Genomic DNA, 23,301 nt, shown 5'->3' with positions numbered 1-23,301 from the left:
TTTAATATTTAAATTCGAGATTGTCCGACAATTATCAACGGGTATTGAAGCTTAAAGAATATTTCGACTCACCAGTCATTGTTTTCGGGAGTTTGCTGGAACAGCGAAAATCAGGCGTCAAAAAGTAGTGGACGCCTGATTTCAAATTGTGTCAGGTTGCTTACGCCCGGATAGGGCGAGTGATAGGACGATCTCGCCAGGGATTGTCGCTATCGGACAAAAACTGTTCCATTGATTACAAGGAAGTGTGTTTATGTCGAAAGTTAAAGCGAAAGCTATTGTGACCGCCGAACAAGAACTCGTGCCCTTGGCCGCGGCAAGTTCGGCTTACAACCAGATCAATAGCTTCAGCCATCAGTATGACCGGGGTGGCAATCTGACGGTCAATGGCAAACCCTCCTACTCGGTCGATCAGGCAGCCACCCAGCTGCTGCGCGACGGTGCCGCGTACCAGGATCTCAACGGCAACGGCAAGATCGAACTGACCTATACCTTCCTCACCTCGGCGTCCTCGAGCACCATGTACAAGCATGGCATTTCCGGGTTCAGCCAGTTCAGCGCCCAGCAGAAAGCCCAGGCCGCGCTGTCCATGCAATCCTGGGCCGATGTGGCCAATGTCACCTTCACCGAAAAGGCTTCCGGTGGTGACGGTCACATGACCTTCGGCAACTACAGCGGCGGCCAGGACGGCGCGGCGGCCTTCGCGTACCTGCCGGGCACCGGTGCTGGCTACGACGGTACGTCCTGGTACCTGATCAACAGCAGCTACACCCAGAACAAGACCCCCGATCTGAACAACTACGGCCGGCAGACGCTGACCCACGAGATCGGCCACACCCTGGGCCTGGCCCACCCTGGCGACTACAACGCCGGGAACGGCAACCCGACCTACAACGACGCGACCTATGGAGAGGATACGCGCGGCTACAGCATCATGAGCTACTGGAGCGAAAGCAACACCGACCAGAACTTCAGCAAGGCTGGCGTCGAAGCCTATTCGTCCGGCCCGCTGATGGACGATATCGCGGCGATCCAGAAGCTCTACGGGGCCAACACCACCACCCGTACCGGCGACACCACCTACGGCTTCAACTCCAATACCGGGCGCGACTTCCTCAGCGCCAGTTCGTCGGCCGACAAGCTGGTGTTCTCGGTATGGGACGCGGGCGGCAAGGACACCCTGGACTTCTCCGGTTTTACCCAAAACCAGAAGATCAACCTCAATGATGCCTCGTTCTCCGACGTTGGCGGCATGGTGGGCAACGTGTCCATCGCCAAGGGTGCGATCATCGAGAACGCCATCGGCGGTTCGGGCAGCGACCTGCTGATCGGCAACAAGGTGGCCAACGAGCTCAAGGGCGGTGCCGGCAACGACATCCTCTACGGTGCCGGCGGTGCGGACAAACTCTGGGGTGGCGCGGGTGCCGACACCTTCGTCTTCGGCGCGAGCTCGGACTCCGCTCCGGGTGCGGCCGACCAGATCCTGGATTTTGTCAGCGGCCTGGACAAGATCGATCTGACCGGTATCACCAAGGGCGCAGGGCTGCACTTCGTGAACGCATTCACCGGTAACGCCGGCGATGCGATCCTCAGCACCTCGGCTGGCAACAGCACCTTGTCGGTGGACTTCTCCGGGCACGGCGTGGCGGACTTCCTGGTCAGCACCGTCGGCCAGGCGGCCTACACCGACATCGTCGCCTGAGTCACTGCGGTAAGGTAAAAGAAGGAGGGTGGCGCCCAGGCGCCGCCCTCTGACCTTGCATTGACAGGCGAACTGCCTGAGGCTGTGGCCCGGAGCTAACCCCTTATGATTCGAACTGCCTTGATCGCTAAGGCCGGCGCGTACCTGATCGCGACGCTGATGATGTTTTATGGAGAGACAAGCATGGCAAGCAGCCTGAGATTGGCGGACCCCGCGGAACTGGCCGGGCACTGGCAACTGTCGCAGCCGGCGCAACCTGCCAACCACTGTGCCCTGGACCTCGAGCTGAACGGCACCCTGGGCGCCGGCGCCGAGTGTTTTTCCGCCTGGCTGGGCGATTCGGCCATCGGCTGGTTTCCCGAGCCGGACGGTATTGCCGTGACCGGCAAAGAGGGTTCGAAGATCATCTTTCTAAGTCGTCAGAAAGAAGGCTTATATCAAGGCACTTTGAAATCAGGCATAACCATTATATTGCAGCGTACGCCCTGAATAATCGCGGCTGTATGCATCTTTAAATGTATCTGTATGGATAAGCGTATAAGGCAGTGCCATATACGCGATGTCCTTCGTTCGATTAAAGACAACTAAATAACTAGAACTCCGTTTCGTCTGACGGTAGAGTTCTTTCGCCTGTCCGCCGCAATAAATCCAATAATGTCCCGACTCAAGTACGGGCGGTTTATTTGTCCTGCGCCCCTGGCACGGGATATTACAGCTCAGGAAAGACCAATGAAGATGGCGAAGACCACTGCACCGCTGTTCAAGGCACTGGGCGATTACAAAGGCATTCTGATCAGCGTCGGGTGTTTCACCGCCCTGATCAACGTGCTGATGCTGGTCCCCTCGATCTACATGCTCCAGGTCTACGACCGGGTACTTTCCTCGCAGAACGAAACCACCCTGGCGATGCTGTCGCTGATGGTAGTCGGGTTCTTCGCATTCATCGGCCTGCTGGAGGTGGTGCGCAGCTTCATCGTCATTCGCATCGGCAGCCAGCTGGAGCGGCGTTTCAACCTGCGGGTCTACCAGGCGGCCTTCGAGCGCAACCTGTTTCGCGGCGAAGGCCACGCCGGGCAGTCCCTGGGCGACCTGACCCATATCCGCCAGTTCGTCACCGGTCCTGCGCTGTTCGCCTTCTTCGACGCGCCCTGGTTCCCCGTCTACCTGTTCGTGATCTTCCTGTTCAATACCTGGCTGGGGGTGTTCGCCACCGCGGGCGCGGTATTGCTGATCGCCCTGGCGTACCTCAACGAGGCCATGACCAAGAAGCCTCTGGGCGAGGCCAGCGGTTATTCGCAGAAATCCACGCAACTGGCCACCAGCCACCTGCACAATGCCGAGACCATCCAGGCCATGGGCATGCTCGGCGCGCTGCGCAAGCGCTGGTTCGAGGTGCATTCGCGTTTTCTCGGCCTGCAGAACCAGGCCAGCGACACCGGCGCGGTCATCAGCTCGCTGAGCAAGACCCTGCGCCTGTGCCTGCAATCGCTGGTGCTGGGCCTGGGTGCCTTGCTGGTGATCAAGGGCGACATGACCGCCGGGATGATGATCGCCGGCTCGATCCTGATGGGCCGGGTGCTGAGCCCGATCGACCAGTTGATCGCGGTGTGGAAGCAGTGGAGTTCCGCCAAGCTGGCCTACCAGCGCCTGGATTCGCTGCTGCAGGCCTTCCCGCCGAGCGACACGGCGATGTCGCTGCCGGCGCCCAAGGGCCAGGTGAGCTTCGAGCAGGTCAGCGCCGGCCCGCCGGGCAAGCGCATGGCGACCTTGCAGCAGGTCAGTTTCAACCTCGGGGCGGGGGAGGTGCTGGGGGTGCTCGGCGCTTCCGGCTCCGGCAAATCCACCCTGGCCCGGGTGCTGGTGGGCGTATGGCCGACCCTGGCCGGCACGGTGCGTCTGGACGGCGCCGATATCCATCGCTGGAACCGCAACGAACTGGGGCCTCACATCGGTTATCTGCCCCAGGACATCGAGCTGTTTTCCGGGAGCATCGCCGAGAACATCGCGCGCTTTCAGGAAGCCGACCCGCAGCAGGTGGTGCAGGCCGCGCAACAGGCCGGCGTGCACGAACTGATCCTGCGCCTGCCCCAGGGCTACGACACCCTGCTGGGCGATGACGGCAGCGGCCTGTCCGGCGGCCAGAAGCAGCGCGTGGCCCTGGCCCGGGCGCTGTATGGCCAGCCGCGCCTGGTGGTGCTCGACGAGCCGAACTCCAACCTCGACACCGTGGGCGAAAGCGCCCTGGCGTCGGCCATCGCGCAGATGAAGGCCCAGGGCACCAGCGTGATCCTGGTCACCCATCGCTCCTCGGCGCTGGCCCAGGCCGACAAGCTGCTGGTGCTCAACGAAGGGCGCCTGCAGGCCTTCGGCCCGAGCCAGGAAGTGCTCAAGGCGCTGTCCAGTGGTGCCCAGGCCCAGGCGCAAAATCAAAACCAGGCGCAAAACCAGGAACAGCAGCAGCGGGAAAAAACCTCGGCCCCGACGGCCCCGGGCGGCTTGAGCATGAGCCGCCAGTATCAGGCCCCGACACGGAACCCAGGCGCATGAGCAAGGACAGCGAAATGATGATCGAACAAGGTTACGCGCCGGAGCGTCCCGAGCGCGATGCGCGGTTTTTCGCGCGCATGGGCTGGGTCCTGGCACTGGCCGGCGCCGGCAGCTTTTTTCTCTGGGCGGCCCTGGCGCCGCTGGACCAGGGCATCCCGGTGCAAGGCACGGTGGTGGTCTCGGGCAAGCGCAAGGCCGTGCAATCCATGAGCGGCGGGGTGGTCAGCCGGATCCTGGTGCGTGAAGGCGAGGCGGTGAAGCAGGGCCAGCCGCTGTTCCGCCTGGACCAGACCCAGGTCGAAGCCGACGTGCAGTCGCTGCAAGCGCAGTACCGCATGGCCTGGGCCAGCCTGGCGCGCTGGCAGAGCGAACGCGACAACCTCAAGCAGGTGAATTTCCCCGAGGCCCTGAGCGCCGATCCCGATCCACGCCTGGCCCTGGTGCTGGAAGGCCAGCGGCAACTGTTCAGCAGCCGCCGCGAAGCCTTCGCCCGCGAGCAGGCCGGGATCCGCGCCAGTATCGAAGGCGCCACCGCGCAACTGGCCGGGATGCGCCGGGCGCGTACCGACCTCAACAACCAGGCCGAGTCCCTGCGCCAGCAGCTGGCCAACCTGCAGCCCCTGGCGGACAACGGCTACATCCCGCGCAACCGCTTGATGGAGTACCAGCGCCAGCTGTCCCAGGTGCAGCAGGAACTGGCGCAGAACACCGGCGAAAGCGGGCGGGTGGAGCAGGGCATTCTCGAGTCGCGGCTCAAGTTGCAACAGCACGGCGAGGAGTACCAGAAGGAAGTGCGCAGCCAGTTGGCCGAAGCCCAGCTGAAAAGCCTGACCCTGGAACAGCAACTGACCTCGGCCGGTTTCGACCTGCAGCACAGCGAAATCCTCGCCCCGGCCGACGGCATCGCGGTCAACCTCGGGGTACACACCGAGGGCGCCGTGGTCCGCCCCGGGGAAAACCTGCTGGAGATCGTGCCCCAGGGCACTCGCCTGGAAGTGGAGGGGCACCTGCCGGTGAACCTGATCGACAAGGTCGGCAGCCACCTGCCGGTGGACATCCTGTTCACCGCCTTCAACCAGAGCCGCACGCCGCGGGTGTCCGGCGAGGTCAGCCTGATCTCCGCCGACCAGATGGTCGATGAAAAGACCGGCGTGCCGTACTACGTGCTGCGTAGCAGCGTCAGCGACCAGGCCATGGAAAAACTCAATGGCCTGGTGATCAAGCCGGGCATGCCGGCGGAGATGTTCGTCCGTACCGGCGAGCGCTCGCTGCTCAACTACCTGTTCAAACCCCTGCTCGACCGGGCGGGTTCCGCATTGACCGAGGAATAAGGATGTTCCGTCGCATGAGTCAGTTTTCCATCTTCGGAGCCACAGTCGCTTTACTGGTATGCACCCACGCCCAGGCCATGGGGCCGTTCCAGGTCTATGAACAGGCCTTGCGCAACGACCCGGTGTTCCTCGGCGCGATCAAGGAGCGCGATGCCGGCCTGGAGAACCGCATCATTGGTCGCGCCGGGCTGCTGCCGAAACTCAACTACAGCTACAACAAGGGCCGCAACAACTCCCAGGCCACCGTGCCCGACGGTCGCGGCGGCACCAGCCACGATGACCGCAACTACGACAGCTACGGTTCCACCTTCACCCTGCAACAGCCACTGATCGACTACGAGGCCTATGCCTCCTACCGCAAGGGCGTGGCCCAGGCGCTGTTCGCCGACGAGAACTTTCGTGGCAAGAGCCAGGAGCTGCTGGTGCGGGTGCTGACCTACTACACCCAGGCGCTGTTCGCCCAGGACCAGATCGAGATCGCCCAGGCCAAGAAGAAGGCCTTCGAGCAGCAGTTCCAGCAGAACGAGCACATGTTTCGCCAGGGCGAGGGCACCCGCACCGACATCCTCGAAGCGGAGTCGCGCTACGAGCTGGCCACCGCCGAAGAGATCGAGGCCCGCGACGAGCAGGACGCGGCGCTGCGCGAGCTGGGTGCGTTGATCGGCGTGCCGACCGTGGACATCCGCGACCTCGACCCGCTGCGCGAGCGTTTCGAGTCCTTCACCCTGTCGCCAGCCAACTACGACGCCTGGCATGAACTGGCGATCAGTAACAACCCGAACCTGGCCTCCCAGCGCCAGGCCGTGGAAGTGGCGCGTTACGAGATCGAGCGCAACCGCGCCGGCCATCTGCCGCGGCTCAGCGCCTATGCCACCTCGCGCCGGGTCGAGTCGGAAAGCGGCAACACCTACAACCAGCGCTACGACACCAACACCATCGGCATCGAAATCAGCATGCCGCTGTACGCCGGTGGCGGCGTCTCGGCGGCCACCCGCCAGGCCAGCCGGACGATGGAGCAGGCCGAGTACGAGCTGGACTCGCAGACCCGCACCACCCTGATCGAGCTGCGGCGCCAGTTCAGCGCCTGCCTGTCCGGGGTCAGCAAGCTGCGGGCTTATCAGAAGGCGCTGACCTCGGCCGAGGCCCTGGTGGTCTCGACCAAGCAGAGCATCCTCGGCGGCGAACGGGTCAACCTCGACGCGCTGAACGCCGAACAGCAGCTGTACACCACGCGCCGCGACCTGGCGCAGGCCCGTTACGACTATTTGATGGCCTGGACCAAGTTGCACTACTACGCAGGCACCCTGCGTGAAGACGACCTGGCCCGGGTCGACGAAGCCTTCAGGCCCGGCTCATGAACTGACAAAAAGGCGGCCGCGGGCGGCCCGACCTGACATTTTCGACAAAAACAAAAAACGAGAAGTCATCACATGGATAGACGCTTTTATCAGCTCAAGGCGCTGAGTCGCCGCTCGTTGCTCGCTTGCTCCACGCTGTCGGCGGTAGCACTGCCGGGCATGGCCCAGGCGCAGTACCAGGAAACCGGCCAGTTGGGGGTGCCGGCCAGCTGGCAATCGGCCGAATACACCCAGGACTGGGGCCTGGAGCGCATGCGCGCCAGCTCCGCCTATGCCGCCGGCATCACCGGTAGCGGGGTGAAGATCGGTGCCCTCGACTCGGGCTTCGACGCCAGCCATGGCGAAGCCTCGCCCGAGCGCTTCCACGGGGTCACCGCCACCGGCAGCTATGTCGATGGCACACCGTTCAGCGTCTCCGGGGTACTCAACGGCAACAACGACAGCCATGGCACCCATGTCACCGGCACCATGGGCGCGGCCCGCGACGGCGTTGGCATGCACGGCGTGGCCTTCAATGCCCAGGTCTACGTGGGCAACACCAACAAGAACGACAGCTTCCTGTTCGGCCCGACCCCGGACCCGCAGTACTTCAAGGCGGTGTACGGCGCCCTGGCGGATGCCGGGGTACGCGCCATCAACAACAGCTGGGGCAGCCAGCCGCCGGGTGTCAGCTACCAGACCCTGGGCGACCTGCACGCCGCCTATGCCCAGCACTATGGCCAGGGCACCTGGCTGGACGCGGCGGCCGATATCTCGCGCCAGGGCGTGATCAACGTGTTCAGCGCCGGCAACAGCGGTTACGCCAACGCCAGCGTGCGCGCTGCGCTGCCGTACTTCCAGCCGGAGCTGGAAGGCCACTGGCTGGCGGTGTCTGGCCTGGATGCGAACAACCAGCAGCGCTACAACCAGTGCGGCATCGCCAAGTACTGGTGCGTGGCCGCGCCCGGGCGGCTGATCTCCAGCACCGTGCCCGGCGGCGGTTACGCCACCAAGTCCGGCACCTCGATGGCCGCGCCCCATGCCACGGGCGCGCTGGCCCTGGTAATGGAGCGTTATCCCTACATGAATAACCAGCAGGCCCTGGAGGTGCTGCTGACCACCGCCACCCAGTTGGACGGCTCGATCACCGAGGCGCCCACCAGCCTGGTCGGCTGGGGCGTGCCCAACCTGGAGCGGGCCATGCACGGTCCCGGGCAGTTGCTGGGATCCTTCGACGCCAACCTGGGTGCCGGGCAGGGCGATGTCTGGAGCAACGACATCTCGGACAAGGCGCTGTTGCAGCGCCAGGGCGAGGACGCCGCCGAACACGCGGCCTGGCAACAGACCCTGAAGGACAAGGGCTGGGAAAACGGCCTGGGCGCCGGCGCCAGCCAGCAGGACAAGACCGACTACGCCGTCGGCATGGCCCGCGACGCGGCCGCCGCGCAGCGGGTGTACGAGGGCAGCCTGATCAAGTCCGGCGCCGGCTGGCTGCTGCTCAGCGGCAACAACAGCTATCGCGGCGCGACCACGGTCAACGGCGGCTTGCTGACAGTCAATGGCTCGCTGGCCTCCAGTGTCACGGTCAATGACGGCGGCACCCTCGGCGGTTCCGGCCGCATCGGCGCGCTGCTGGCCAACAGCGGCGCCACCGTGGCGCCGGGCAACTCCATCGGCACCTTGCAGGTGGCGGGGGACGTGACCTTCCAGCCGGGCTCGACCTATGCGGTGGAGCTGTCGCCCACCAGCAGCGACCGCATCGTCGCTGGCGGCAAGGCCACCCTCAACGGCGCCGGGGTCACCCTGGCCCTGGAAAACAGCCCGCAGCTGCTCAGCCTGCAACAAACGCAAAGCCTGATCGGCAGCCAGTACCAGATCCTCCAGGCGGCGAACGGCATCGGCGGCCGCTTCGGCTCGGTGGAACCGAACTACCTGTTCCTCGGCGGCAGCCTCGATTATTCGGCCAGTGGCGTGCAGCTGAGCATCGGGCGTAACGCCACTTCGTTCGCCAGTGTCGGCCTGACCCCGAACCAGCGCTCGGTGGCCGTCGCCGCCGAGCAACTGGGGGCGGGCAACCCGGTGTATGAAAGCCTGCTGCGCTCGCCGAGCGCCGGTGTGGCGCAACAGGCGTTCCAGCAGCTGTCCGGGGAAGTCTACCCGGCGTTGGGCTCGATGCTGCTCAACGACAGCCGGCAGCTGCGCGATGCGGTCGGCGAGCGTCTGCAGGTCCCGGGCGCGGTGGTGCAGAGCGAGGGCAACCTCTGGCTCAAGGTACTGGGCGCCTGGGGCAAGAACGACGGCAGCCACGACACCGAGGGCTACAACACGTCCATCGGCGGGTTGCTGCTGGGAGCCGATGGCGCGCTCAGCGACAGCACGCGCCTGGGCGCCTTCGCCGGCTATAGCGACAGCTCCCTGAGCATGGGCGGCGGCACCCATTCCAAGGCCTCGGTGGACAGCTATCACCTGGGCACCTACCTCGGCCACGAGCTGGGCGCCTGGCGCCTGAGCGCGGGCGCGGCCCACAGCTGGCATCGCGCCGACGTCAAGCGCGACCTGCAGTTCGGCGAAGTCAGCGGCAAGCAGAAAGCCAAGGTCGATGCCCGCACCAGCCAGGTCTTCGGCGAGGCGGCTTATCGCCTCGACCTGCCGGCGCTGGCCCTGGAACCGTTCGCCAACCTGGCCTACGTGCACCTGCACCGCGACAGCTTCAGCGAGAAGGGCGACGCCGCGGCGTTGAAAGGCGGCAGCGACAGTCGCGAGGCGGCGCTCAGTACCCTCGGCCTGCGCGCCCTGAAAAGCCTCGAGCTGTCCGGGCAAACCCGCCTGGACCTTTCCGGCTCCCTGGGCTGGCAGCACAACCTGAGCAACACCCGGGCCGAGGAACACCTGGCCTTTGCTTCCGGCGGCACGCCGTTCAGCGTCGAAAGCACCTCGCTGCCGCGCAATGCCGCGCTGGTCGGCGCCCATGCCAGCCTGGCGCTGAGCCGGGACCTGCGCCTGAGCCTGGATTACACCGGCCAGCTGGCCAGCCGTGAGAAGAACCACGGGGCGGGACTGAGCCTGAACTGGCAGTTCTGACCCGGCTTTTGACAGCGCCGTGTCGACGCAAGGTCGCGTCGACACGGCAGCCGCTATCGGTACAGCACGGCTCGCCGTTGGCGGGCCGGCTGTTCGGTAAAACCACCCGCGCCGGGTCTGGTGCGGTGTTTCCTCTAGCAAGGCAACTATTTCCAGCAAGGCAACTATTTCTAAGCAAGGCAACTAAGGAAGGTACCGATGAAATACAGATTTACGGGGGCTGCTCCGGCGGCCAACAGCCTGGTGCGCGCCTCCTGCGGCGCTTTGATCTGTGGCCTGGCCGTGGCGGGTAACGCCCAGGCCGCGCCTTATGTCGAAAGCGGCCAGCCGGGCGATCCCGGCAGTTGGCGCAGTGCCGAGTTCAACGCCGAATGGGGCCTGGGGGCGATCCATGCCGAGCAGGCCTATGCCGCCGGTTATACCGGCAAGGGCGTCAAGCTGGGGATCTTCGACCAGCCGGTGTATGCCCAGCACCCGGAATTCAGCGGCAGCAACAAGGTGATCACTCTCGTCACCAGCGGCATCCGCGAATACACCGACCCCTACATTCCGGTCAAAGCCGGCGATGCCTTCCGTTATGACGGCACGCCCTCGGTGGGCTCCGACGGCAAGCTCGGCTCCCACGGCACCCACGTCGGCGGGATCGCCGCCGGTAGCCGCGACGGCGGGCCGATGCATGGCGTGGCCTTCGACGCGCAGATCATCAGCGCCGAAAACGGCGACCCGGGCCCCGAGGACGGGATCATTCTCGGTAACGACGGCGCGGTCTACCGGGCCGGCTGGGATGCCCTGGTGAACAGCGGCGCGCGGATCATCAACAACAGCTGGGGCATCGGCATCACTGACCGCTTCGACCAGGGCGGTCGCGACCCGGCCTTCCCGCATTTCACCGTGCAGGACGCGCAGTTGCAGTTCGACCAGATCCAGCCGCTGCTGGGCACCCGCCAGGGTGGCGCCTACAGCGGGGCGATCGACGCCGCTCGCGGTGGTGTGCTGACCATCTTCGCCGCCGGTAACGACTACAACCTGAACAACCCGGACGCCATCGCCGGCCTGGCCTATTTCGTGCCGGAAATCGCGCCGAACTGGATGACGGTAGCGGCCTTGCAGGTGAACCCGGATACCGCCAGCCCCAATCCCTACACCCTCAGTACCTTTTCCTCGCGTTGCGGCTACACCGCGAGCTTCTGCGTCTCGGCGCCGGGTACACGGGTCTACAGTGCGGTGATCGGCGGCACCAACCTCGACGACATGACCATCGGCTACGCCAACAAGAGCGGCACCTCGATGGCCGCGCCCCATGTGGCGGGCGCGGCGGCGGTGCTGATGGAGCGCTTTCCGTACATGAGCGCTTCGCAGATCGCCACGGTGCTCAGGACCACCGCCACCGACATGGGCGATCCGGGCATCGACGCGCTGTACGGCTGGGGCATGATCAACCTGCAAAAGGGCATCGACGGTCCAGGCATGTTCGTCACCGAAGCGGACATTCCCCAGGAATTCCGTGTCGAAGGCGCCTACGGCTCCGGCCAGTTCGTGGTCGACCTGCCCGGCATCGGCGCCGTGGTGGATGCCGGCAAACCCACCGAGCGCCTGTGCACTGGCCTGTCTTGCGGGCTGGATGTCTGGCGCAACGACATTTCCGGACACGGTGGCCTGACCAAGCAGGGCATCGGCACCCTGGTGCTGACCGGCAACAACAGCTACAGCGGCCCGACCCTGGTCAATCAGGGACGCCTGGCCATCAATGGTTCGCTGGCCTCGGCGGTGACGGTCAATGACAGCGGCATTCTCGGCGGCAACGGGCGCATCGCTGCGCTGACCGCCAACCGTGGCGGTACGGTGGCGCCGGGCAACTCGATCGGCACCTTGCAGGTGGCGGGCGACGTGACCCTGCAACCGGGCTCGACCTACGCGGTGGAGCTGTCGCCGACCAGCAGCGACCAGATCGTCGCTGGCGGCAAGGCCACCGTCGAAGGGGCCAATGTGACCCTGGCCCTGGAGAACAGCCCGACCCTGCTCAGCGCCCGCGAGGCGCAAAGCCTGCTCGGCCGGCAATACAACATCCTGCAGGCGGCCGGTGGCATCGAAGGCCGTTTCGGTTCGGTGGCGCCGAACTACCTGTTCATAGGTGGCAGCCTCGATTACTCGGCCAGCGGCGTGCAGTTGCAGGTCGCGCGTAACGCCACGTCCTTCAGCGACGTCGGCCTGACCCCGAACCAGCGTTCCGTGGCGGCTGCCGCCGAGCGACTGGGGGCGGGCAATCCGGTGTACGAAAGCCTGCTGCTGTCGGAGAACGCCGCCAGCGCGCAACAGGCCTTCCAGCAATTGACGGGGGAGATCCATCCGGCCATCGGCACGCTGCTGATCAACGACAGCCGCCAGCTGCGCGATGCGGTGGGCGACCGTCTGCGTCAGGACGGCCTGCTTGATTCGTCGGCGCCCGCGGCCAGCGACAACAATGTGTGGTTCAAGGTGCTGGGGGCCTGGGGCAAGGCCGACGGCGGTTATGACCATGCCAACTACACCACCTCGATCGGCGGCCTGCTCGCCGGGGTCGATGGCTTGATCGCCGAAGACACCCGTCTCGGCCTGTTCACCGGCTACAGCGACAGTTCCCTGAGCATGGGCGACGGTACCCATTCCTCGGCCTCGGTGGACAGCTATCACCTGGGTGCCTACCTGGGCCATCAGCTGGATGCCGTGCGCCTGAGCGTCGGCGGTTCCTACAGCTGGCATCGCATCGATGTGAAGCGCGACCTGCAATACGGCGAGTTCTCCGACCGGCAAAAGGTCAAGCGCGACGCCCAGACCGCCCAGCTGTTCACCGAAGCAGCGTGGCAAGTGGCGCTGCCGGGTGTGGCGCTGGAACCCTTCGTCAACCTGGCCTACGTGCATGTGGGCAGCGACAGCTTCCGCGAAAAAGGCGGGGCTACCGCGTTGCGCAGTGGCGATGACAACCGCGACGCGGTGCTCTCGACCCTCGGCCTGCGGGCCAGCAAACGCTTCGCCCTGTCCGATGCCCGGCAGCTGGAGCTGGCCGGCACCCTCGGCTGGCAGCACAACCTGAGCGACACCAATTCGGATCAGCACCTGGCTTTTGCCAATGGTGGTTCGTTCAACATACAGAGCGTTGCGCTGGATCGTAACGCCGCTGTGGTCGGGGCTCGCGCCGGCCTGTTGCTGGGGCGCGATACCCGGGTAAACCTGGACTACAACGGCCTGCTGGGTTCTCGGGACAAGAGTCACGGGGTCGGCCTGACCCTGGACTGGCAGTTCTGAGGCCTGCGGGCCAATGACCATAAGAGTGAGACACAACATGGGTGTATTCGATTACCGGAGTTTCAAGGGCGAGGCGGGCAAGGCGCTGTACAGCGATGCCCTGGCGTTGACGCTCTACGCCTACACGCCCACCGGGCAGCCGCTGGCGTCGGGCTGGACGGCGATTGGTGCCGAGCGGCTGGGGTACCAGGGCAAGGTCGGGCCCCAGGGCACCTTCTTCGGCGAGCAGCCAGGCTTTACCAGCGCCGAAGTGGAGGTGCTGGGGCGTTACGACGAGGCCGGCAAGTTGCTGTCGATCGGCATCGCCTTTCGCGGCACTGGCGGCCTGGGCTTGAGCGATACCCTGGGCGACATCAAGAACAACCTGCTGGCGGCGGTCGGGCCGGTGGGTTATGCGGCGAACTACAGCAAGAATGCCTTCGACAAGCTATTCGCCAGCGTCGCCGAGTTCGCCAAGGCCCAGGGCCTGAGCGGCCAGGATGTGCTGGTCAGCGGCCACAGCCTGGGCGGCCTGGGGGTCAACAGCCTGGCCGAGCTGAGCGGCGAGCACTGGGGCGGTTTCTACGCTGACGCCCGCTATGTGGCATTCGCCTCGCCGACCCAGGGCCCGGGGGACAAGGTGCTGAACATCGGCTACGAAAACGATCCGGTGTTCAGGGTGCTCGACGGTACCACCTTCAATGCCTCGTCCCTGGGCAGCCATGACAAGGTCCAGGCGTCGGCGACCAACAACATCGTCAACTTCAACGAGCACTACGCGTCGACCCTGGAGAACCTGCTGCCGCAGAGCATCCTCAACCCGCTGTCGTGGAAGGCCCACGGTTCCGCGGGTTACGCCGATGGCTTGAACCGGGTGGTGGATTCGGCGTTCTACGACCTGACGAGCAAGGACTCGACCCTGATCGTTTCCACTTTGTCCGAGGCCAGTCGGGGCAAGACCTGGGTCGAGGACCTCAACCGCAACGCCGAACCGCACAAGGGCAGCACCTTTATCTTCGGCACCGACGGCAGCGACCTGCTCAAGGGCGGGCGCGGCAACGACTTCATCGAGGGCCGCGACGGCAACGACACCTTCCGCGACGACGGTGGCTACAACATCCTGCTGGGCGGCAAGGGGCATAACGTCTTCGACCTGCAGCAGTCGCTGGGCAAGTTCAGCGTGGTCAACGATGGCGACGGCACCCTGTACGTGCGCGATGCCTATGGCGGCATCAGCATGACCCGCGATATCGGTGCGCTGGTGAGCAAGGAGCCGGGTTTTGCCTGGGGCCTGTTCAGCAAGGAAGTGACCCACAGCGTGACCGACCAGGGCCTGCTGGCCGGCAACCAGTTGACCCACTACAACCATTCGCTCAATGGCGATGCCTACGGCAATGCGCTGGTGGCCAGCGTCGACGGCGACTGGCTGTTCGGTCACGGCGGCGACGATGTGCTGCGCAGCGACAAGAGCGACGTGACCTTTGTCGGCGGCGCCGGCAACGATGTCATGTATTCCAGCGGCGGCGGGGCCAACACCTTCCTGTTCAGCGGCGCCTTCGGCTTCGACGCGATCCATGGCTACCAGGGTAGCGACAAGCTGGTGTTCATGGGCGTGGCGGGCGCGGGGCAGGGCTACGACTACACGCAGCACCTGTCACAGAGCGGCCAGGACACCTTGCTCAGCGTCGGCGACTACGCCGTGACGCTGGTCGGGGTCGCGCCAGACAGCCTTTCCGCAGGGGGGATCGTCTTTGCATAGATAAGTAGCAAAAAGCATTGCACTAAGGATGGGGCGCCAGCGGAGGGCGCTCCGTCCGCGTGAGCTATCTCGAACAAGTTCAACAACAAAGAGAGGCAATACCATGGGTGTGTATGACTACAAGAACCTCGGCACAGAAGACTCAAAGGCGCTGTTTTCCGATGCGCTGGCGATCACGCTGTATTCCTACCACAACCTCGACAACGGCTTTTCCGCCGGTTATCAGCAGTACGGTTTCGGCCTCGGCCTGCCGGCGACCCTGGTCACGGGGCTGATCGGCAGCAGCGATTCGCAAGGGGTGATTCCCGGGCTGCCCTGGAACCCCGACTCGGAGAAAGCCGCGCTGGAGGCGGTGCAAAAGGCCGGCTGGACACCGATCGGCGCTGCCCAGCTGGGCTACGACGGCAAGACCGACTTCAGGGGCACCTACTACGGGGAAAAGGCCGGCTACACCACCGCCCAGGCCGAAGTGCTCGGCAAGTACGACGACCAGGGCCACCTGACCTCCATCGGCATTGCCTTTCGCGGCACCAGCGGCCCCCGTGAATCGGTGATCGGCGACTCCATCGGCGATGTGATCAACGACCTGCTGGCGGCGTTCGGGCCCAGGGACTACGCGAAAAACTACGCCGGCGAAGCCTTCGGCAAGCTGCTCGCCGATGTCGCGGCCTTCGCCCAGGCCAATGGCCTGACGGGCAAGGACATCCTGGTCAGCGGCCACAGCCTCGGCGGCCTGGCGGTCAACAGCCTGGCGGACCTGAGTGGCGATCACTGGTCGGGGTTCTACCAGGATGCCAGCTACGTCGCCTACGCCTCGCCGACCCAGAGCGCGGGGGACAAGGTGCTGAATATCGGCTACGAAAACGATCCGGTGTTCCGAGCCCTCGATGGCTCTTCGTTCAACCTGGCGTCCCTCGGCGTGCATGACACGGCGCAGGAGTCGGCGACCAACAACATCGTCAGTTTCAACGACCATTACGCCTCGGCGGCCTGGAACCTGCTGCCGTTCTCCATCCTGAATATCCCGACCTGGCTGTCACACCTGCCCACCGGCTACGGCGACGGCATGACACGGATCCTCGAGTCGAAGTTCTACGACCTGACGAGCAAGGACTCGACCATCATCGTCGCCAACCTGTCGGACCCGGCGCGGGCCACCACCTGGGTCCAGGACCTCAACCGCAATGCCGAAACCCACAAGGGCAGCACCTTTATCATCGGCACCGACAGCAACGACCTGATCCAGGGCGGCCAGGGCAATGACTACCTCGAAGGCCGCGCCGGCAACGATACCTTTCGCGACGCCGGCGGCTACAACATCCTGCTGGGCGGGCAGGGCCACAACACCCTGGACCTGCAGCAGTCGGTGAAGAACTTCAGCTTCGCCAACGACGGCGCCGGCACCCTGTATGTGCGCGATGCCAATGGCGGCATCAGCATCACCCGCGATATCGGCGCGATCACCAGCAAGGAGCCGGGGTTCCTCTGGGGCCTGTTCAAGGACGATGTGACCCACAGCGTCACCGACAAGGGCCTGCTGGCGGGGAGCAACCTGACCCAGTACGCCGCTTCGGTGAAGGGCGACGCCGCGGCCAATACCCTGACCGCCCACGCCGGCGGCGACTGGCTGTTCGGCCTGGACGGCGATGACCACCTGATCGGCGGCCAGGGTAACGATGTGCTGGTCGGCGGCGCGGGCAACGACCTGCTGCAGGCGGGCGGGGGCAGTAATACCTTGCTGTTCAGCGGCAACTTCGGCCAGGACCGGGTGCTGGGTTACCAGAGCAGCGACAAACTGGTGTTCCTCGGCGTCGCAGGCGTGGTCGCCAACGACGACTTCCGCGCCCACGCCAGCACCGTGGGCAACGATACCCAGCTGACCTTCGGCGGCGACTCGGTGACCCTGGTTGGTGTGAGCCTGGACAGCCTCAACGGCGCGAGCATCACCATCGCCTGAAGCCTGACCGCGCGGGGTGGCGATTTTTGCCTCGCGCGGTCATGGGTTTGCCTTTGTGTGTCCCTCGACCGCATTTTTCGCCAAAGCCAAGGGTATTTGCCCAAAGGGTGACCCGCCAGCCTGGAAGTGACTCCAATACCTGCCCCCTGTGACACAGCGCTCGATAAAACATCGGCCTGTCGCCAGGCGGGTGGATGCCGCGTGCGCGCTCCGGGCCCTTAAAGTTCGCAGGAGCTTGCGCGTTATCAAGGCAGGCAGCCGCTGCCGAGGCTCATTCAATGGCAACAGTGAACAGCAGGAGAAACACAAGGTGAGTGATAACCAGAGGTATGGCATCGGTCTGGCGCTGGTCCTGATGGCGGGCAGTGCAATGGCCGAGGACTTGCCTCAGCAGTCGATCCTCAAGCGCTACGGCGTGACCCCGGACCAGCTACCGGCCGCCGCGCAGGCCACCGAAAAAGAAGTGCAGCCCGAACCGGGCAGCCGCTTTCATATCGACGCAGAGCGGCCTTGGGCGAGCGTGACCTTGGGGGAGGGTAAAAAGCCTGAAACCACCGGCAATATCAGCATCGATAATGCGGCGGCCCGGGAGTTCGAGCGGTGTCAGCGGGTGCGTGGCGAACTGCAGAAGCGCGGGGAGCAGCACTACATTTCCTGCGATAACAGCGTGCCGGGGCAGAATTCGGCACCCTGGTCGCCCTGAGGGCGACCGGGTTCGATCGGTCAGTCCTCTTGGCGGACGGTGGCGACATCGGCCGCCTTGATGCGGATTTTCTTGCCGGCGATGTCTTCGAATTCGTAGAACCCGTCGGCGGTCTTGGCGTTAGGCATGTCCTTGGTCAGGTATTGCGTGCCGTTCTGCAGCGTCACCACGGTTGGCGAGGCACAGCCGCCCAGTGCCAGGAAGGCTGCGACGGCCAACGGCAGGCCCAGGTATTTGACGTTCATAGACAAACCTCTCTTCATGAATCTCTGTGAGTCCACCCATGATTGGCGGCTCGCGACTATATGGCTATCCGCCCTTGGTGTGATTAACCGCAAGAAAGTTCTGCGGCCCCGTAAAAAAACCTGTAACGCCACTTATCCAATAGTGTTTGCCAGGGCAGGTCGGCAGCTGTTATCTGTATGCATAACCAGTATCAACCTCTTTGCGGCGCGCTTGTCCTGTGACTTCCAACCCTCTGGAAAACCCTCTTTATTACCTGCACAACTTTCAGCAGGTGCTGGCGTGGCTCAAGCTGCGCTACGCCGATGTGCTGTCACCTGAAGAGCGTAGCTTCATCGACGACTTCTCGGCGCTGGCCCAGCCATCCCAGGCCTTGCTGGTGCGCATGATCATGCGCAAAGGCTGCCATTTTCGCACGTCCCGGCTGGTCTATGAAGAAATCGGCGATACTCGCGCGGCCGTCGCGCCGCTGGTGCGCCTGGGCTGGGTCGACGAGCAGGCGCCGCTGACCCTGGAAGAACTGTTCAACCTGTTGCAGAAGGCGGAGATCCTCCAGGTTTTTCGCGCGGAAATCGAACAGCCGAAGGCCCGCAAGTCCGACTGGCTGGCCGCCTTGGCGCCGTTGTTCGACGAGCCGCGGAGCCTGGGCCAGTGGTGCCCGGATCTGGAGGACGGGGTATGCAGCCTGACGGTCATGGCGCTGTGCGACCGCCTGCGCCTGATGTTCTTCGGCAACCTGCACCAGGACTGGTCGGAGTTCGTGCTGGCCGATCTGGGTATCTTCACCTACGAAAAGGTCGAGTTTCGCGACGACGCCCGGGCGCTGCGCAGCCGCGACGACGTCGAGGGTTTCCTGTACCTGGAGGACTGTCGGCAGCATTTTGAAAACGGCGCGGCGCTGGAGGAGGTGCTGGTGAGCATCCAGGCGTTCGCCAGCGACAATCCCTGGTTGCAGCGGCGCCGGGCCAAGCTGCTGTTCCTGCTGGGGCAGCATTGCGAGCGGCTAGCCGAATGGCCGCTGGCGGCCGCCATCTACCAGGCCTGCGCCGATCCCGGGGCGAGAGCGCGGCTGATCCGCGTCTTCGAGCGCAGTGGCGATTACCCGCAGGCGCTGGCCCTGGCCGAGGCGGCGGCACTGGCTCCGCACAACGCGGCCGAGCAGCAGCAACTGCTGCGGCGGCTGCCCAGGTTGCGGCGCAAGCTGGGCGGCCCGGCCACGCCGCGCGGCGGCACCCAGCCGACACTGCGCCTGGACCTCAGCCTGCCGCGGGTCGATCCGGCGCTGTCGGTGGAATTCCATGTGCAGGCCCATCTCCACGAGGAGCAGGCGCCGGTGCACTACGTGGAGAACAGCCTGATCAATTCGCTGTTCGGGCTGCTCTGCTGGCCGGCGATCTTCGCGCCACTGCCCGGGGCATTCTTCCACCCGTTCCAGCGCGGCCCGGCCGACCTGTTGAGCGAGGACTTCCACAGCCGTCGCGCCGAACTGTTCCAGGCCTGCCTGGCGGAACTGGATGACGGGCGTTATGCGCAGACCATCCGCCAGCGCTACCTCGACAAGTGGGGCGTGCAGTCGCCTTTCGTGTTCTGGGGCGCCCTCGACGAAGAATTGCTGGAGCAGGCACTGGCCTGCCTGCCGGCCGAGCACCTCAAGCACTGGTTCGAGCGCCTGCTGCAGGACATCAAGGCCAACCGCGCCGGCATGCCGGACCTGATCCAGTTCTGGCCGCAGCAGAAAACCTACCGGATGATCGAGGTCAAGGGCCCTGGCGACCGCCTGCAGGACAACCAGCTGCGCTGGCTGGAGTTCTGTCGGCAGCACCAGATGCCGGTGGCGGTCTGCTACGTGCAATGGGCGGAGCAGGACGGGTGAACTACCGCATCGCGGTACGGGCGCTGTGCGAATTCACCGCCAAGGTCGGCGACCTCGACCTGCGCTTCACCCCGTCGCCCACCGCGCTGGAGGGCATCCAGGGCCATCGCACGGTGGCGGCGCGGCGCAGCGCGCACTATCGGAGCGAGGTGCCCCTCGAAGGCAGCTTCGGCGCGTTGACGGTCAAGGGCAGGGCGGATGGCTACGACCCGGACGCCAACCTGCTGGAAGAGGTCAAGACCTACCGCGGCGACCTGGAGCGCATGCCGGCCAACCATCGCCAGCTGCATTGGGCCCAGGCGAAGATCTATGGCTGGTTGCTGTGCCAGCAGTTGCAATTGAGCAGCATCCGCCTGGCGCTGGTGTATTTCGACATCCTCAGCGAGCGTGAGACGTCGCTGGTGGAAGAGCACGATGCCCAGGCCCTGGAGCAGTTTTTCAACCAGCAATGCAGCCTGTTCCTGCAGTGGGCCGAGCAGGAACTGGCCCACAGGCACGCCCGCGACCAGGCCATGGCGGCGCTGGGTTTCCCCCATTCCGACTTCCGTCCGGGGCAGCGCGCGCTGGCCGAGTCGGTGTACAAGGCGGTGAGCACCGGGCGCTGCCTGATGGCCCAGGCGCCGACCGGGATCGGCAAGACCCTGGGCACGGTGTTTCCCATGCTCAAGGCCATGCCGGGGCAGCAACTGGACAAGCTGTTCTTCCTCACCGCCAAGACCCCGGGACGCAAACTGGCGCTGGATGCCGCTGAGGTGCTGTTCGAGGGCAGCCCCGGATTGCCGTTGCGGGTGCTGGAGCTGGTGGCGCGGGACAAGGCCTGCGAGCACCCGGAGCTGGCCTGTCATGGCGAGTCCTGCCCGCTGGCCAAGGGTTTCTACGACCGTCTGCCGGCGGCGCGGCAGGCGGCGAGCCAGCGATCCTTGCTGGACCAGCAGGCGCTGCGCGAGATCGCCCTGGCGCATGGGCTGTGCCCGTATTACCTGAGCCAGGAAATGGCCCGCTGGAGCGATCTGCTGGTAGCGGACTACAACTACTATTTCGATTTCAGCGCCTTGCTGTTCGGCCTGGCGCAGGCCAACCAATGGAAGGTCGCCGCGCTGGTGGACGAAGCGCACAACCTGGTGGAGCGCGGGCGCTCGATGTACAGCGCCAGCCTCGACCAGTACCAGTTGCACAGCGTGCGCCAGGCCGCCCCGGAGGCGCTGAAGAAGCCGCTGCAACGGCTCAACCGGGAATGGAATGCCCTGCACAAGGAACAGCTGCGGCCGTACCAGGCCTATGACCAGGCGCCGGCCCCGTTGCTCAAGGCGCTGTCGCTGTGTATTTCGGCGATCGGCGATTACCTCAACGACCACCCGCAAGGGCTGGACAGCCGGTTGCAGGGCTTCTATTTCGATGCGCTGCAATTCGCCCGGGTGGCCGAACTGTTCGACGAGCAGTTCCTGTTCGATATCAGCAAGCGCGAACTCAATGCCCGGCGCAGCCTGTCCGAGCTGTGCCTGCGCAACGTGGTGCCGGCGGGCTTCCTGGCGCCGCGGCTGAGCGCGGCGCGCAGTACGGTGCTGTTCTCGGCGACCCTCAACCCCTGGCATTACTACCGCGACCTGCTGGGGCTGCCGGAAACCACGGTGTGGGTGGACGTGGAGTCGCCGTTCAGTGCCGCGCAGCTGGACGTGCACATCGTCAGCCGGATCTCCACCCGTTTCGCCCATCGCCAGGCGTCGCTGGCGCCCATCGTCGAGCTGATCGCCAGCCAGTTCCGCCAGCGCCCCGGCAACTACCTGGCGTTCTTCAGCAGCTTCGATTACTTGCAGCAGGTGGCCAGCCTGCTGGCCCAACAGCACCCGGATATCCCTCTGTGGCAACAGTCGCGCGGGATGGATGAAGGGCAACGCCAGGGGTTTCTCGAGCGCTTCGACGCCGATGGCCAGGGGGTGGGTTTCGCCGTGCTGGGCGGGGCGTTCGGCGAGGGCATCGACCTGCCGGGCTCGCGCTTGATCGGCGCCTTTATCGCCACCCTCGGCCTGGCCCAGCTGAACCCGGTGAATGAGCAGATGAAACAGCGCATGGCGGCGATTTTCGGCGCCGGTTACGACTACACCTACCTGTACCCCGGCCTGCAGAAGGTGGTGCAGGCCGCGGGCCGGGTGATTCGCAGCCAGCAGGACCGCGGCGTGGTGATGCTGATCGACGACCGGTTCGCCGAGCCCCGGGTCCGGCAATTGCTGCCGGGCTGGTGGGCGCTCGACGCTCCGGGCGACGAGGTGCTTCAGGGCGCCGGGTAGGCGGCGTCGCGGATCTCCCGGGTGAAAGCTCCCGACATGCCCTCGAAGGCGGTGTTGGTCAGCGCCACCACGGTCAGCCTGGCCTGTGGGTCGACAAACCAGCTGTGGCCGTAGGCGCCGCCCCATTGCAGGGTGCCCCGGGATTGTGGGGTACCGGCCAGGGCCGGATCGTCCAGTACCGCCCAGCCGTAGCCGAAGCCCCAGCCCGGCCCCTGGGTCTGCGCCTGAGCGCCGACCTGGTCGGTCATCATCGCCTGCACGCTACGGGCGGAAAGCAGCGGGCCGCCACCCTGGCGCAAGGTGTCGAGAAAACGCGCCACGTCCATGGCGGTACCAGCCATGCCGGCGCCACCGGAGGGGTAGGCGCGTGGGTCGAAGATCCGCTTGAGGGAGAACAGCGTGGTGCTTTCGCCGACCCGGATCGCCGCCTCGTCCTGCATCCGGCTCGGCCGCGGACGGTCATCGCGGTAAACCGCGCCGAGGCGGGCAGGGTCCTTGACCGAGAACGCGGTGTCGTTCATGTGCAAAGGTTGGGTGACCAGTTCCTCGGTCAGGGCTGGCAGGCTTTTGCCGCTGGCCTTTTCCAGCACGGCGCCGAGCACGTCGATGGCCATGGAATAGCGCCACTGCGTACCCGGCGGATAACTCAAGGGCACGCTGGCAATGCGTTTGAGGTTGTCTTCCAGGCTCATGCCCGGCTCGGCCAGGCCATCCGACACCCCGGCCGTGCGATACGCCCCATGCTCGGCCTCGAGAAAGCCATAGCTCAGGCCGGCGGTGTGGGTGAGCAATTGCTTGAGGGTGATCGGCGGGTGGGTGCCATCGGCCAGCCCAGGGCGGAAATCCGCCAGCCATTGGCTGACCGTATCGTCCAGGGACAGCGTGCCCTGTTCCACCAGGCGCATGGCGACCACGGACACCATGGGCTTGGTGATAGAGGCCAGGCGCAGGATGGTGTCGCCGGTCATGGGCCGGGCCGCCTCCCGATCGGCGAAACCGGCGGCGCGCTGGTACACCACCTGGCCGTCGCGCATCACCACCACCACGGTGCCGACGATCCGCTGTTCGCCGATGGCGCGTTCGATGGCCGTGTCCATGCGCCTGCCGAGCTCCTCGTCCGGCGTGGCGGCGCTGGCCAGCGAAGCGCCGAGGGTGGCGGCCAGGGCGAGCAGGCCTTTATGGGGTCGATCCATGGGGAGAGCCTCTATAATCACAATGTCCG

The 23,301-nt window shown here is 65.2% G+C and carries 14 protein-coding genes; 12 read left to right on the top strand and 2 right to left on the bottom strand.

Annotated elements, in window-relative coordinates; all coding sequences use genetic code 11:
- Positions 1-253: 253 nt before the first annotated feature.
- The 10 genes from AC3RCP_RS17165 to AC3RCP_RS17120 all read left to right on the top strand — a co-directional run bounded on the left by AC3RCP_RS17165 (position 254) and on the right by AC3RCP_RS17120 (position 17,678).
- Positions 254-1,702, top strand: coding sequence for a serralysin family metalloprotease (locus AC3RCP_RS17165; protein WP_492571329.1), 1,449 nt, complete (start codon positions 254-256; stop codon positions 1,700-1,702).
- 105 nt (positions 1,703-1,807) lie between these two features.
- Positions 1,808-2,191: an AprI/Inh family metalloprotease inhibitor gene (locus AC3RCP_RS17160; RefSeq protein WP_007922782.1), complete on the top strand. Its 384-nt coding sequence runs from the start codon at positions 1,808-1,810 to the stop codon at positions 2,189-2,191.
- Between the two features lie 240 nt (positions 2,192-2,431).
- On the top strand, positions 2,432-4,249 hold the full coding sequence (locus AC3RCP_RS17155; protein WP_492571330.1) for a type I secretion system permease/ATPase: 1,818 nt from the start codon (positions 2,432-2,434) through the stop codon (positions 4,247-4,249).
- 14 nt (positions 4,250-4,263) lie between these two features.
- Positions 4,264-5,580, top strand: coding sequence for an HlyD family type I secretion periplasmic adaptor subunit (locus AC3RCP_RS17150; RefSeq protein WP_492571372.1), 1,317 nt, complete (start codon positions 4,264-4,266; stop codon positions 5,578-5,580).
- A 2-nt stretch (positions 5,581-5,582) separates the two neighbouring features.
- On the top strand, positions 5,583-6,938 hold the full coding sequence (locus tag AC3RCP_RS17145; protein WP_277588719.1) for a TolC family outer membrane protein: 1,356 nt from the start codon (positions 5,583-5,585) through the stop codon (positions 6,936-6,938).
- 72 nt (positions 6,939-7,010) lie between these two features.
- Positions 7,011-9,998, top strand: coding sequence for an autotransporter serine peptidase EprS (gene eprS / locus AC3RCP_RS17140; RefSeq protein WP_492571331.1), 2,988 nt, complete (start codon positions 7,011-7,013; stop codon positions 9,996-9,998).
- Positions 9,999-10,196: 198 nt separating this feature from the next.
- Positions 10,197-13,280 (top strand): autotransporter domain-containing protein, encoded by a 3,084-nt coding sequence (locus AC3RCP_RS17135; protein ID WP_492571332.1) that lies wholly within the window; start codon positions 10,197-10,199, stop codon positions 13,278-13,280.
- A 37-nt stretch (positions 13,281-13,317) separates the two neighbouring features.
- The gene (locus AC3RCP_RS17130; protein WP_492571333.1) at positions 13,318-15,018 is read left to right on the top strand and encodes a polyurethane esterase; all 1,701 of its coding nucleotides are present in this window, start codon (positions 13,318-13,320) and stop codon (positions 15,016-15,018) included.
- A 103-nt stretch (positions 15,019-15,121) separates the two neighbouring features.
- Positions 15,122-16,975 (top strand): polyurethane esterase, encoded by a 1,854-nt coding sequence (locus AC3RCP_RS17125; RefSeq protein WP_492571334.1) that lies wholly within the window; start codon positions 15,122-15,124, stop codon positions 16,973-16,975.
- A gap of 310 nt (positions 16,976-17,285) precedes the next feature.
- Complete coding sequence (locus AC3RCP_RS17120) at positions 17,286-17,678, top strand: hypothetical protein (protein ID WP_053261364.1); 393 nt, start codon at positions 17,286-17,288, stop codon at positions 17,676-17,678.
- A 20-nt stretch (positions 17,679-17,698) separates the two neighbouring features.
- Here the strand turns inward: AC3RCP_RS17120 and AC3RCP_RS17115 are convergent, their stop codons facing one another.
- Positions 17,699-17,923, bottom strand: coding sequence for a YgdI/YgdR family lipoprotein (locus AC3RCP_RS17115; RefSeq protein ID WP_007922767.1), 225 nt, complete (start codon positions 17,921-17,923; stop codon positions 17,699-17,701).
- Positions 17,924-18,141: 218 nt separating this feature from the next.
- Between AC3RCP_RS17115 and AC3RCP_RS17110 the strand changes: the two genes are divergently transcribed.
- The gene (locus AC3RCP_RS17110; RefSeq protein ID WP_492571335.1) at positions 18,142-19,794 is read left to right on the top strand and encodes a VRR-NUC domain-containing protein; all 1,653 of its coding nucleotides are present in this window, start codon (positions 18,142-18,144) and stop codon (positions 19,792-19,794) included.
- Complete coding sequence (locus AC3RCP_RS17105) at positions 19,791-22,079, top strand: ATP-dependent DNA helicase (RefSeq protein WP_492571336.1); 2,289 nt, start codon at positions 19,791-19,793, stop codon at positions 22,077-22,079. The genes AC3RCP_RS17110 and AC3RCP_RS17105 overlap by 4 nt, the downstream gene beginning before the upstream one ends.
- Here the strand turns inward: AC3RCP_RS17105 and AC3RCP_RS17100 are convergent.
- A complete protein-coding gene (locus tag AC3RCP_RS17100) occupies positions 22,064-23,272 on the bottom strand; it encodes a serine hydrolase domain-containing protein (RefSeq protein WP_007929100.1) in 1,209 nt (402 codons plus the stop codon). The two genes, AC3RCP_RS17105 and AC3RCP_RS17100, sit on opposite strands and share 16 nt — an antisense overlap.
- Positions 23,273-23,301: the final 29 nt, after the last annotated feature.

Source organism: Pseudomonas sp. GW822-FHT05A08, assembly GCF_058800485.1.
Note: the sequence above shows the minus strand (reverse complement) of the source record. Positions and strands in the feature narration are given on the sequence as shown.